The sequence below is a fragment of the Adonisia turfae CCMR0081 genome (genome assembly GCF_011009555.1).
GTDB classification, from domain to species: Bacteria; Cyanobacteriota; Cyanobacteriia; order Phormidesmidales; family Phormidesmidaceae; genus Leptothoe; species Leptothoe turfae.
In genome coordinates this window covers 2250306-2263177 of sequence record NZ_QXHD01000004.1, presented here as the reverse complement: position 1 = coordinate 2263177, position 12872 = coordinate 2250306, and the positions used below count along the sequence as shown (strand labels likewise).

Sequence of the window (12872 nt, the reverse complement as noted above, 5' to 3'; positions counted from 1 at the left end):
AGGATTATCCCACGGTTTGTTGAATAGGAATAAATCGGGTGAAAATTCCTAGTATTCTCACCCGCACCGCTGGAATTTCTGTCGTGTATAGGCTAAAGACCCAAAAGTTTTGGCGCTGAGTGTTGTCTTCTATAAATTCCGTAAGATCCTCTTCTCCGATGAGGGTTCCATTTTCAATGGCCGTCTCACAAATATTACCAAGGGCTTTACCCAAATCCCCTAACCAGTCATCAAGTTCGTCTGCCTGGCAAAATGCCGCGCGGGCTTCAGTTTGTAGGGTTTCCGCTGCAAATGTATTGTACTGCTCTTGACCTGGGTTAGTCGCGATCAGCACGGCTGCCAATGCGCCTAACCCTACTATTCCTAGAAACGCTTTGACTTTCATTGATCTTTAGTAGAGTCCTGGTAATTATGGTCGTCCTACCGTTCTAACATAAGCAGGTCAATGAACATGGGTTAGATTATTTACACTACACATCATCCCAAAGTTTCAATAGCTTCATGCACGGTCGGTGAAGAAGATGGCCCATGACTTACTCATGCAACCTGTGATTGAGACTCAAACCAAATAGCCGTATAAATTTGGACTGTAGTGCAGCTATATTCGTGGGCAATGTCTTCAATCGAGTCGCCTGCATTGTAGAGTTCGTCAATTATTTTTGTGGGCACACCACCAGTTCCAGCTACGATCAGAAACCTGTTGTTTACTTTTAATTTTCAACGCTGTGTCAACAACATGCATCCAAACAACAATTTTTCTGGAGAGTTGCTTGAAGTGTTATGGAATATCAACGCTGTACTGATTCAGTGTTTAACATTCATCTCTTAGACAGCGTTAGCTCGAAACTAACAGACACCTGATAACTGAATATTTAGATTTTCAAAGCGGGTGGGGGGAATCGAACCCCCATCATTAGCTTGGAAGGCTAAGGTTTTACCACTAAACTACACCCGCAAGTTCAAGCATGTGCTTGACCAGCGTGACAGCAAGCATGTGCTTGACCAGCTTTACTTTGAGTATTCGCTCAACCAGCTTTGCTAGGTTAACACAGTTTGCCATAAGAAAGCTGGTTGAAAATCAAGGTTTTTATCCTGGGGAGAATCGTAATGTGAGCTGCATTCGATCGGTAATGATGGCTTGCTGGCCAGTGTATGCAGGCGCAAATCGGATCGCAGCAGGATTCACGCTGAGGGCATGGGTGAGTAAGCAGCTGGCAATTTGTGCTGACATCGTGTCCTCATCAGGCGGGGCAAAAACCTGGATAACAGAGCCATCGGCTGCGATCACCAATCCCAACGTGACCTCGCCAGCCGGTAAGGCATTATTACACGTGTGATCAGTCACGCTCAATGCAGAGGCACTCTGCAACGTAGGCAAAACATCTGGCCAATCACCTGGGGTGCCAGGCGGCACAGTCGAGGTGCCGACAATGCTGATGGCAATTGCGCCATCACCTATTGCGGACTCAGGGTTTTGGGGCTTTTCGGTGTCGTGGGTCTGGTGATCTGAAGCTGGTGGATTCTCTGTAGTAGTTCCGTCAGAGCTTTCAGTGCCGTTGTTTGGCTTGGTGGTGGGGTTCTCAGAAGGATCGGTATTTACAGCCTCTGGTTCAGGCTTTTGAGCTAGACCGTTTTGTGGCGGAGCCTGCTGTGCTAATCCCTGATTCTGGTTAGTTGGCTCAACCGCTGGGTCTTGGCCACCAAGGGCATTGGGCTGTTGTAAGGGGGCTTCAGCTGGAGGAATGTCTGGTGGTGGACTGTCAACGGCAGCAACTGGCATATCCCCTTCACCCACCAGGGTCACCGGAATGGTTACAGAATTATCAGGGGGCGCATCCACCTGTAAAATGACCGGTAGGCTCGCGACTAAAGCGCCAACATGTAATATCAACGATGCACTGATGAATGCTGGCCAGGGCAACTGGGTTAACTGTGTGAAATTGGTTTCAGCCATAGATGCTCCCCACGCAAGTAGGTTATGCCTCTTAAATTAGAGGATGTGCGATCGCATTCCCCTATCACTGGCACACTTTCCTAAGTGGAAATTGCCTGAATGTCTATCATAAAAGCGTCTACCGATGGTCGATAGACGCTGTAGGAATTTGAATTTTGCATGGGAGTGCTACGCAGCCAACGGCGGCGCAACCATTTCCTTTGAGGGAAACCCATGGTCCATGGGCGGCAACCCAGAGGCAAGTAAAGCTCGCAGTTTCGGAATTTCAGCACTGTTATAGACTCGAAACTCACTGTGCACAGTGGCAGCGGCCTGACGTACTGCTTGATTAATCACAAGGGAACCCTTGGGGTCCGACTCGGACCGATGGAATGTGCCCGGTGGAATCCGCAAAATATAGGCATTTTGCTCAAGGCGTACCCGATGGAACGGATAGTCCCAGCTAAAGTTAACCAGATAGAACGTCCGTCCCCCAGACAGTGCCAACAGATTATCTTCTTGGCGCGGGTGTAAATAAAATTGCCAATCACCGGTTTTAGTGCTGTGGGGGCTAATGGCAGGGCCATCGTGAAACACTAAATCACGGGCATTCGACTTGGGGACTGTAATGTCAAAAAATTGAACGCTAGGAGTATCTCGAAACTTTTCGAACGGATATAGTTCAAACATAGAAATTAAACTTTGCTGCTTAAGCGTGATGATGCATTTAAGCTAACGGCCTCCATTTGAAGGATCAAATCGCCCAGCGGAAAGTATCTATGCGCTAACCGAATAGATTCTATTGATGAACATTTCCCAACTTCAAGTGCTCGTGACCATTGGCAAATGTGGCAGTTTTTCGGATGCGGCCATGCAGTTGGATATGTCTCAGTCGGCGGTTAGTCGTGCGATCGCATCCCTCGAAAATGAACTCAATGTCCCCTTGCTTGTGCGCGGGCGCATGGGGGCCAAGCTCACCACCATTGGCGCACGTGTAGTCAGCCATGCAAAACAGATTTTAGAATTGCGTGAATCGATCGAATACGAAGTCAATCTCGAAAAGGCTCTCTACAATAGCCGTCTACGTATCGCCTCTTTTCGGAGCGCCTCCACCCACATTCTGCCACCTAAAATTGCCGAGTTTCAACGGCACTACCCACGGGTAGAAGTGAGTCTGGATGAATTTGACCCAGCCGGTGTAGAACAAGCACTACGGTCTGGCGGCGCAGACTTGGGGTTGCTGCCTTTACCCCGCTCCGAAGACTTTACAACCTGGGAAATTACTCGGGATGAGTATGTAGTACTCCTTCCCAAAGCCCAACATCCTACAGCCAAGCCCATTACTTGGGATGAACTGTCCACCCGCTCTTTTATTTTGCTTAACTATGCCGAATGCACCACCGCAGTCAGAGAACATTGGTCACGCTGGCAACAGCCATTGAAAGTGGCCTATAACGTTAAAGAAGATTCCACCATTGTGAGTATGGTGGCCCAAGGCCTGGGAGCCGCTATCTTACCGCGTTTAGCCGCCATGCCCATTCCTGATACGGTCGACAGTTGTCCCCTGCCTGTCCCCCTAGAACGGGTGATTGGCGTCGCTATCTTGGCTAACGTGCCACCCTCACCGGCTGTCACCAGGTTTTTAGAAGTTATGAAGAACAGCTAAGGAACACTCTGAGGAGGCCACGCCATGAGCATGACCTTAACAACGTCAGTGAGATTAAATCGAAGCTAGAACAGCCATAGCCTGACAATGTCATCAAATCTAGACAAATTAGGCCTAACAATTCTTAATTCACAGGGAATCAGATAAAACTGTTGTGTATTATACGGTTATTAAGATTAAATTGTTGCTTCTGATACCGCAGTAAGGATTTTTGGCATTATGGCTCAGCTTACCGTTAACGAAGTGCTCTCCAAGATTAGCCATCAGCAATCGTTACGTCGAGCTGAGCTGAGCAAGATAGATCTGGGAGGAGCCGCACTGGACCGAGGGAATTTTGCCCATGCGTATCTACGGCAAGCAAATTTGACCGGTGCGTCCTGTGAAGGTACTGACTTTTCAAAAGCCACCCTAGTTCTGGCGGTACTTTCAGACGCTCGCTTTGCTAAAGCCCGATTGGATGCGGCTGAATTGACCCGTGCTCGTTTAGAGCGGGGGATTTTCCGTGAACTACAGGCACCTAAAGCCAAGTTTCATGGCGCGCATCTCACTGAAGCTGACCTATCATTTGCCACGTTGACCCAGGCCGATTTATCCAATGCCATTGGTCATCGCACCCGCTTCAGTTGGGCAAATCTAGTCAAGGCGCAGCTAATTGATTCTGACTTTAGCGAAGCGGTCTTTGAAGGCGCTAATCTGACTCGCAGCAACTGGCATCGTGCAACAGTGCGAGGCGCTAATTTTCAACAAGCTGACCTGGAGGCAGCTCGGTTGCGCGCAGCTAACTTGAATGGCGCTAATTTAACTAAAGCGAACTTGCTCAACGCCATTCTGGAGCAAACACAGCTAGACGGTGCTGTATTGATGGCAGCCCAAGCTGACTGGGCAACACTGAATGGAGCCAGTTTAATTGAAACTGACTGGACTGATGCCTCTATGATGGGTGCTCAGCTAGAGGGGGCAAATCTTGCAGGCGCTAACTTGGCAGGGGTGAACTTGCAGCAAGCAAATCTTGAAAATGCCAACTTGACAGCTGTTGATTTTACCGATGCTCAAGTCGCAGGCGCTATTTTTACTGATGTACAGGGATTGACTGAGGCTCAGATTGTCTGGCTCAATCAGAGCGGGGCACTAAATTTGCCTGGTTAAAAATGCTACGCCACCTAATGTAGAGTGCTACAACATAGGTGCTTACGCAGTGGGGAGAGTTGAGTTGTTTCACCTCTTCAAGGTTATGGATATCCTCGCTTTCTGGCAGCAATATCACCAAACTGAACGCAGCTTTGTTGGTATTCGTTTGTACCAAGCTAATTTCTATCAGGCTAATCTAAGTGGCTTAGATTTTAGCCGCAGTGATTTATCTAAAGCTAGTTTTATTTGGGCTGATATCAGCGGGGGCATATTGGTAGCTGCCAACTTGCAAAACACGGTCGGCATCTGGCTACAGGGATTATGGGCTGACTTAACTGACGCTGATGTTTGTCACGCTGATTGGAGCTGTGCCAACCTAACGGCAGCAAAGCTAGACCGGGCGGATTTTGTCCTAGCTAAGCTGACTGGTGCAACCTTGTGTGAGGTATCTGCTCAAGATTCTAACTTTTCAAACGCTCAGCTCTGGGGAACTTTGGCCACAAAAGCTGATTTTAGTGGCGCTTGTTTACATCAAACCAATTGGGCAACAGCTCGACTGATGGGGACCCAATTGGTGACAGCCAACCTTAGCTGGAGCAATCTTTCACAAGTTTTGGCCACAGAGGCCAATCTGACATCTGCAAACCTAGAAGGTAGCGATTTAAGTGACGCAGATTTCACAGGGGCATGCTTTAGAAAAGCTGACTTAACAGCTACTAATTGCCAGGGAATCTGTCTACAACGGGCCAACCTACAGCATGCTGATTTACGGGGAGCTGACTTAACAAACGCCAATTTATCAGGAGCTGATTTAACTGGAGCCAATCTCAAGGGTGCAAACTTGACCAACATCCTACAGACCGATGCCATAGGAATTACCAGTCATAGTAAAGTTCCTACAGAATGGCCACCTGATGCGCGTTGCCATAGTGCCCAACTCTTCAAAAATCGGGCTTTTCAATAAGGCAGAAAAAGGTTAGAGCAGCTGTACAAGCGAGGGTAGCTGCTGCCGATGCGTCACACCCTAGCGCCTGCATTGGAAAGTAAAGGCAAATGGCCAGAACGCCCGACAGGCCAGTGGGGGTAGTCAAAAACTCGAATACCTCTTGGGCTGCTTCTAGAAATTCTAATAGTTTGAGAAATCGATCTAATAATGTCATAGCTATATCATTCCCTATCCAAGCAACTGGTCAAAAACATTCGCGAGGATGGGTTTTGGCACTTTGCCAACCCATGTTTTGACCTCATCATGTTGGGCATTGAGCAGCGTGAACTGAGGGACACCAGATGCACCATAGTCTGAAACTTGATTCGCCCATTGAGGATCATCAATGTCTAGCATAACAAAGCTAATGGTATCGCCATACTGCTGATGTAGATCAGCAATCGCAGGGGACATGCCCTGACAGGTCGTGCACCAGTTAGCGTAAAACTCGATGAATGTAGGGTTTGGAGATGCGATCGCAACTTCATAGGGCGTCGCCTCAGCTGCCATCGTTTTTAAGGTCATCAATCCTGAAAGGGGCGTGAAACTGGTCGTCGTTGCCGCCGGACGCGTAATCAATAGGGTCACCAAAATCGCTACCAAAATCGCAATCATGGCACCCACTAATTTGATTGACGAGCCAGTTGCACCGTCCTTCGTCGTAAAAACCATCAACTCACTGTTCCCTTAGCGATAGTAGTAAGCCAGGAACACATGCACCCCCAGCATCAATATAAAAACACTGACTAGAAAAATATGGGTAGGCAGCCAAACAGCCCGCATATTGCGGATCAATGGCCCCTTCGTCATCACTAAATCTTTATTCCCTGGTACACCAAAGAATTTACGTGGTGACTCAAGTATTCCTGTTTCTGCCACTACTCCTACAAGAGCAGAGAGGGTAACTGCAAAAAACACCCACAAAAATAAATAATTGAAATTAAGGCCAGTAGCCCCGATGGTATGGACAACTACAATCGCTAATAGACCCACGCCCAGGAAAATGTGCACACTCCGCCACAACATCACAGAACCAGGCAGTTTAATCTTACCGAGCCAGCTCCGACCTCGCTTACGTAGCGATAGCAACATTTCAAAGACAACAAATGCTAGAGCAACATAGCCTGTCACCTGCTTGTAGATTTCTCCACGGATAAACTGATGAAGCTCCACCGAACGATCCCGTAGCGCATCCAAATAAATCGGACTGATCGCAAAGGGCAACAATAACAAAGCACTCGCCAGTGTCAATAAAATTAGCGTGGAAAATTTAGGCTTCATTACCCCAAGGCAACAAACAGCAACAGTAAATAAACGACATTAGGGATAGAACTATTCGTGCAACCAACACAACTACCCCTAATGTTAGAAGAGCCTCTTAAAGACGCCCGCTAAAGCTGTGTCAAACAACCGTTATGCCAAAGGGCAAACTAAGAAGCAGGCATGCTTTCAACAGGAATGTTAATAACAACACCACCCATCACTTCACCCATCTCAAACTGCTTGTCGGGATAGCGTTCAAGGTGAATGGGGTGGGTGTTGTGGCAAGTCACACAAGCTTCAGCAACGGCTTTATCGGGGTACATTGCCGAGAAATATGCTTGACCACCCACTTCTTGATAATCTTTATAGGCCTCACCACTGGCTTCCATTTCCTCTAGAGCAATTTTTTCAAAGTCACTCTTAGGTCCATGGTTGTCGTTGATATACCAAGTAGAAATCAAGTTATAGGTAAAGTAACCAGATTCATTGGCAATCTCAGAACCCAGGCGGAACATCTGTGCAGGCAGAGGGATACCATCAGTTTGCTGCCAGCCTTCAGTAGATTCAACGTCAAGTACACCCTTGTCCTTAGACTTACCCTCAAGGGTTTTTACACGGTTTACTACGTGCTTGGTGTAAGCAGTACGATCCGCTGCTAGCACAGTGTGAATGTAATCAGCAACAAGATCAGGGGCAATACTAGGACCTGTCGCAGTTGCTACGGTGGAAGAAGCACCACCACTACAAGCAACAGCAGTAAAGCAAACTGCAGCGGCTAAGCCCAGTAACCCAATTGTCCTAGCGCGAATGCTCTGAAACCAATTTATCAACATATTAGTCATCTCCTGGTACATCCGGATATTTCAATCTTGTTCACGACAGAGGATTCTGAACAACAACCATGCGCTATTCAGAGGCATTGCCCGATCTCCTCGCCTCAGCAGCCTTCATCATGTCAAAGGTCTCCATTTCAAGGGTTGGAGGTCGGTCAAAATTGGCTTCGACCAGTTCAGGGTCGAAAATACTGTTATAGCTATACTCAAGGCCGTGACAATTCATGCACACATCCCCCACCATGCGATCCTGTGGTTTGAGGTTGTATGTATTGTTGTGATTCACCTTGACAGTAGTACTATCATCTTGGCCATGGGGCACACGGGGTAAATGACAAGTAGAACAACTCACAGCACCCGGTCCAGGGCGAGGAAGCTGCTGACTCGCTGAAAACAACTCAGCATGCCTGGAATTTTGATAATTCAGGGAATGATTGTCGTTATGACAGGTTAAGCATGCATCAACTGACGCTTCCACCGTGTTAGCAGAATGCACATCATGACAAGCATTACAGGTCATCTGCTTGTCCATTGCATCATGCTTCATAGGTAGTCTGGCCATCGCCGGGGTTAAAGGCGAATCACCTTCTAGCAGACGGACACCATGCTTACTTAGTAAGAATGTATCCACCGCTTGCTCGTGGCAAGATTGACAGGTCTCGTGATTAGGAGCTGCCAGAAACTCTTTAGTCTCACTATGCTGATGACAGCTGGCGCAATTCACATCGTTAAGAGCATGGGCGCTGCTTTGCCACAGACTATTAATATCACTTAGCTCCTGCTCTGTCGTCGCTCCAGCTATCTGACTAGGAGCAAAACTCACTAGCAGTATCAATCCAAAAAGCACGAGAGAACGCAGCAGCCTAGATATCTGACACATCATGAGCCACCTCCCAAAAACTCTTTGCTGAGGTTAGGCTCAGGGGCTGCTTCTAGGGATGTAGTCACCACCCGATCAGGGACCTCCTGAACAGGCAACATCTCTGGCGCTCCCATGTTCTGTCGCAAAAAACCCGTTGATACCGTGCTGTGATCATGATAGTTGTGACAACCTGCAGTCCAGCAACCGTCCGGAGCAAATCCTTCATGGCTCTTGAGCTGTGTCAGGGTCAGCTCCTCATGGCAAGCCATACACAAATCAGGTTGCAGATTCACTCCCCGACCAAACATGTGCACATGCTCATTGTGGCAAGCCGTACAGGTCAGTACGTCAACTCTCTCTCGATACTCTGCCCAGCGGGGGTCTCGAAATTTTTTCACCCCATGCAAATCATCAGCTAGCTCGGCCCCATGACAACGGGTGCAGGTCTCATTACTAACGGGTTTAAACCCTTCATGACAAGAAGCACAGGACGCCTCAAAGACATGATGCCCTTCAGAGGTTTCACCAGGTAGAAAAACCTCTTTCTTATCTAGAGCAAACGCTGCTGAAACCCACACAAGCAAAATAACCAAAGCCAGAATGATGCCTGTCTTGAGGGAGAATACGTTACCTAGTCTTTGCTTAAAAGAGCGTGCCATCAAATCCCTAAGCAACCACCATTAAAGCAACACCATCAGTAGAATGACGAGGGCCGCCGCACCGCCGCCGATAATGCCCGCCGTTGTTCCCGCACCAATACCTTCTGGCACCTCAGTTGGCACAGCTGCTACAGATTCCAACTGAATATCCTGCTGATCGTAGTCAGCTCCTTCAAGCATCAGCTCAGTGATGGCACCGTATGCACCAACCCAAGCATCCTTGACATCAGATGTCCAGGCATCACCTGCATATTGCTCCAGAGTCTTCAGCAAACTATTCCCCACCAAAGGATAGTGAGCAGGCAGAGCACCATACTTAACATGACGTGCCCCTAAGCCCTTTAAGGCTTTGCTCAAAACATCTGGCTTACGTAGGTTTTCAACCACCATCACCAGACCACCCTTAAGCATTTGCTTCTGCTTGGCCATATCCGTGTGCTCAAATAAGGGGCGAGCATCTGGATAATCGGTAAACAGATGCTCGTAAAATGTCGATACTAAGTCATCGGCCTTAGGAGCAACCAACGCAAAGCTTTGTTCGAGCAGCTCTACATTGAGACCACCCTCTTCGGCAGGCGCACTTTCTAATGCCACTTCTTCCTGTGTATAATCAGCTCCTTCAAGCATTAGCTCAGTAATCGCTCCATACGCACCGGCCCAAGCTTCTTTGAGATCCGATGTCCACGCGTCACCGGCATATTGTTCAAGGGTTTTCAACAAACTGTTGCCCACCAGCGGATAGTGCTCTGGCAAAGCACCATACTTGACATGACGAGCACCCAAGCCCTTAAGCGCATTACTCAGAACCTCCGGCTTCCTGAGATTTTCAATAACCATCACCAGAGCACCTTTAAGCATCTGTTGCTGCTTAGCCATATCTGAATGCTCAAACAATGGCTGAGCTGCTGGATAGTCTGTAAAAAGGTTGTTATAGAAGCTACCTACAAACTCATCGGCTTTGGGCTTCACAAGTTCGAAACTCTGCTCTAACAACTCAACGTTTAAGGACATTCCTGTTAGTCTCACTTCAACAAGTTTTCGTCACAAGCATTGTTTCAAGGAACCAAAAAATGCCATGCACAGATGCTCGGAAAGCACAAAGCATTCCAACAAATCAACTAAATGCACTGAAACAAGCTAAGTGATGATTGTGGGGCTCGATTCCACAGATGCCTTTTCAGAGCACCCAAGGCAATCAAAGACAAATACAGCGTCATAAAACCAAATGCCTGAGACCAGCTTCGGCAGTAACAAAGCTTTATGTCTATGGATCGGTATCTGCGTATTTGACTATCACCGTATTGCGATCACAACTATTTTTTTGTGGCTTCAGATACCAAAATGACAGCTAAATCCCTTTAACGCATCTGATATTTGCAAAAATTGAATCCATCTTGCTTTTGGAAAATAATTTTGGAAGACAACATTTTTTCATTTAAACTAAAACTGCCAAAACTCTTTATTTAAGAAGCTTTCACACTTCTATTCATCTCCACTCACATATGTTTTTTGAGTTCTAAATAATTACGAAAATAAGTGTTCATTTGCGTTTATCGACATAGATCGATTCGTTTTTTGAATAATATCGGTCGCGATGATAAGAAACAGAGATTTTCTGTGCCTATGTATACAAACAAGACATCAAATCACGGTGAAGATTGTCAAATGTTGTTGTTTTATCGACAACCCAGCAATGTGAGTAATCTGGTAATTCCTCGCTTATGACCTCTGCCGTGGTTCAATTTATAGGTTCGATTAGACTAGCTGTTCCCTTGTTGGTGATTATTGGCTCTGTTCTTATCGGTGCAACATTTTATGAGTCAGAGGTAGGGTCAGCTGTTGTTCAGCAAGAGATTTATAAGAGTCCATGGTTTGGGGGTCTAATATTTCTCCTAGCCATGAATCTAAGTCTTTCCACATTACTCCGTTATCCCTGGAAGGGGGCTCGTAAAGTTGGCTTTGCCATTGCTCACTGGGGTTTGGTGGTGATTATCGCTGGGTCAGCGGCGGTTATTCATTTAAGTGTTGAAGGCATGCTGTTGGCACGTACAGACGGTGGTCCTGTTAGTACCTTGCGGGTGGAGGGTGACCTGTTGGAAGTTGCCGCCCTTGGTCAAGAGACACAGCAGGCATCCTTATTCATTAAGGACAATGGCAGTGTTGTTCCCAGTCACCTAGGAGATTTATCTCTACTGGGCTATACCAATCACGCCATTAAGACGGCTCACTTTACAGATGGCGCAACCATTGACAATCCAGCTGTAAGACTGTCTCTCAGTAGCGATCGCATGGGTCAAACCCTGGAGCGTTGGCTAGCAGTTGCTCCGGCGTCCTATGATCGCATGGATATCGGGCCTGCTGAATTACAAATCATCCAGGTGCACTCTGGTCAGGAGCTGCAGCAAGCGTTAACCATGCCTTCTCCAGGCAGTAATGCTGTCTGGGGCACATTGACTCTTAATCTCCCAGACATGACTCAAACAGTAGATGTGAAATCTAGTGTGAATCAAACCATCATGCTGAGGGATGTTGAACTCGCCATCAAAGATTTTTGGCCTGATTTTCGCCTTGATGGTGATGGCAAGCCAGAAACTGTAACGCAGCAGCTGCGAAATCCAGCTGTGCAATTGGAGCTATCGATGGGTGATGCAACTGAGCGTTGGTTTATCTTTGGCAACCCAGCGTTCGAACCCATTCGTGCACAGTTGTCCGGAGACACCCCTTTGGCTGTGGATATCAACTACGAAATTTCAGCTAATGCGCAACCGGATGCCTTCTTTAAAGTCGTTGTAGATAAAAAAGGTGAACTGCATTATGCGGCCAAGTCATCTAAAGGCTTTAAATCTGGTCCTCTTGGTTTAGGCGAAGCAGTGACACCCGGCTGGGCAGATTTTGAAATCACCCTTGAAGATTATGTGCCACAGGCACGAATTGAGCGAGATATTGTGCCTTTACCAGAAGGTTCCGAAGGTGGGGAACCCGCTTTGCAGGTTGCAACTGCAAATGGCCAGACAGCTTGGGTGCCATGGGGTGAGCCAACCACGATTACAACCCAGGCAGGCGACTTGTACGTAGCCTTCAGCCCCAAGCTGATGCAGCTACCCTTTGCCCTTAAACTCAATGACTTTATCGTGGAGCGCAATGAGGGGAGCGAGTCTGTGGCCATGTGGACAAGTCTGGTTACCCTGATGGAGCCACAAACCGGTGAATTGACAGAACGTCGAGTGTGGATGAATCATCCTACGTGGTTTAAGGGGTGGAAAGTTGCTCAGGCATCGTGGAATCCGGGTGATTTAGCCCAGTCTACGTTGCAGGTTAAGCGTGAACCCTGGTGGGTGACAGGCCTGACTTGGCTGGGTTCACTCATGGTGACCCTGGGCGTAGCCATCATGTTCTACGGTCGAGCTGTGGCTAAAAAGCTGAAATTTGTGGGTGACATCTTAGGGGCTGCTGAAGATAACCAAGATGTTGGTACCAAACAGATTCCCATTTTTAACGTTTTCTCTAATGGTGCAGGCAAAACCGCTACATAGAGGAAATAGT

15 protein-coding genes and 1 tRNA gene are annotated in these 12872 nt (G+C 47.6%); 4 read left to right on the top strand and 12 right to left on the bottom strand.

All coding sequences use genetic code 11. The features are described 5' to 3' along the window. Window positions 1-4 precede the first annotated feature (4 nt). The 5 genes from DXZ20_RS14110 to DXZ20_RS14095 all read right to left on the bottom strand — a co-directional run bounded on the left by DXZ20_RS14110 (window position 5) and on the right by DXZ20_RS14095 (window position 2623). On the bottom strand, window positions 5-385 hold the full coding sequence (locus DXZ20_RS14110; protein WP_163698795.1) for a DUF4359 domain-containing protein: 381 nt from the start codon (window positions 383-385) through the stop codon (window positions 5-7). Between the two features lie 152 nt (window positions 386-537). Next, window positions 538-669, bottom strand: a complete 132-nt coding sequence (locus DXZ20_RS37450) for a hypothetical protein (protein WP_348917925.1) — start codon at window positions 667-669, stop codon at window positions 538-540. A gap of 215 nt (window positions 670-884) precedes the next feature. Continuing rightward, a tRNA-Gly gene (locus tag DXZ20_RS14105) sits at window positions 885-955 on the bottom strand. A gap of 132 nt (window positions 956-1087) precedes the next feature. Further along, a complete protein-coding gene (locus tag DXZ20_RS14100) occupies window positions 1088-1954 on the bottom strand; it encodes a hypothetical protein (RefSeq protein ID WP_163698793.1) in 867 nt (288 codons plus the stop codon). Window positions 1955-2122: 168 nt separating this feature from the next. Further along, the gene (locus DXZ20_RS14095) at window positions 2123-2623 is read right to left on the bottom strand and encodes a redox protein (protein WP_163698791.1); all 501 of its coding nucleotides are present in this window, start codon (window positions 2621-2623) and stop codon (window positions 2123-2125) included. A 115-nt stretch (window positions 2624-2738) separates the two neighbouring features. On the opposite strand from DXZ20_RS14095, the gene DXZ20_RS14090 reads away from it, so the two are divergent. From DXZ20_RS14090 to DXZ20_RS14080, 3 genes are all read left to right on the top strand, one after another. Beyond that, window positions 2739-3599 carry a LysR family transcriptional regulator gene (locus tag DXZ20_RS14090; protein WP_006517655.1) on the top strand — a complete coding sequence of 287 codons (861 nt, stop codon included), beginning with the start codon at window positions 2739-2741 and terminating at the stop codon, window positions 3597-3599. Between the two features lie 219 nt (window positions 3600-3818). After that, window positions 3819-4745: a pentapeptide repeat-containing protein gene (locus DXZ20_RS14085; protein WP_163698789.1), complete on the top strand. Its 927-nt coding sequence runs from the start codon at window positions 3819-3821 to the stop codon at window positions 4743-4745. 85 nt (window positions 4746-4830) lie between these two features. Next, on the top strand, window positions 4831-5691 hold the full coding sequence (locus tag DXZ20_RS14080) for a pentapeptide repeat-containing protein (RefSeq protein WP_163698787.1): 861 nt from the start codon (window positions 4831-4833) through the stop codon (window positions 5689-5691). Here the strand turns inward: DXZ20_RS14080 and DXZ20_RS14075 are convergent. The 7 genes from DXZ20_RS14075 to DXZ20_RS14045 all read right to left on the bottom strand — a co-directional run bounded on the left by DXZ20_RS14075 (window position 5669) and on the right by DXZ20_RS14045 (window position 10340). Continuing rightward, the gene (locus tag DXZ20_RS14075) at window positions 5669-5887 is read right to left on the bottom strand and encodes a hypothetical protein (RefSeq protein WP_163663621.1); all 219 of its coding nucleotides are present in this window, start codon (window positions 5885-5887) and stop codon (window positions 5669-5671) included. The genes DXZ20_RS14080 and DXZ20_RS14075 overlap by 23 nt on opposite strands. 14 nt (window positions 5888-5901) lie before the next feature. Next, the gene (locus tag DXZ20_RS14070; protein ID WP_163698785.1) at window positions 5902-6384 is read right to left on the bottom strand and encodes a thioredoxin domain-containing protein; all 483 of its coding nucleotides are present in this window, start codon (window positions 6382-6384) and stop codon (window positions 5902-5904) included. Between the two features lie 15 nt (window positions 6385-6399). Then, entirely contained in the window at window positions 6400-6993 is a 594-nt protein-coding gene (locus tag DXZ20_RS14065) for a hypothetical protein (protein WP_163663617.1), read from the bottom strand. A gap of 149 nt (window positions 6994-7142) precedes the next feature. After that, window positions 7143-7808: a Tll0287-like domain-containing protein gene (locus DXZ20_RS14060; protein WP_163663615.1), complete on the bottom strand. Its 666-nt coding sequence runs from the start codon at window positions 7806-7808 to the stop codon at window positions 7143-7145. 73 nt (window positions 7809-7881) lie between these two features. Next, entirely contained in the window at window positions 7882-8631 is a 750-nt protein-coding gene (locus DXZ20_RS14055) for a cytochrome c3 family protein (protein WP_348917924.1), read from the bottom strand. 56 nt (window positions 8632-8687) lie between these two features. Then, entirely contained in the window at window positions 8688-9329 is a 642-nt protein-coding gene (locus tag DXZ20_RS14050) for a cytochrome c3 family protein (RefSeq protein WP_163663612.1), read from the bottom strand. Between the two features lie 21 nt (window positions 9330-9350). Beyond that, the gene (locus tag DXZ20_RS14045; protein WP_163698784.1) at window positions 9351-10340 is read right to left on the bottom strand and encodes a globin family protein; all 990 of its coding nucleotides are present in this window, start codon (window positions 10338-10340) and stop codon (window positions 9351-9353) included. Window positions 10341-11062: 722 nt separating this feature from the next. Between DXZ20_RS14045 and DXZ20_RS14040 the strand changes: the two genes are divergently transcribed. Then, window positions 11063-12862, top strand: coding sequence for a cytochrome c biogenesis ResB family protein (locus DXZ20_RS14040; RefSeq protein WP_348918633.1), 1800 nt, complete (start codon window positions 11063-11065; stop codon window positions 12860-12862). Window positions 12863-12872: the final 10 nt, after the last annotated feature.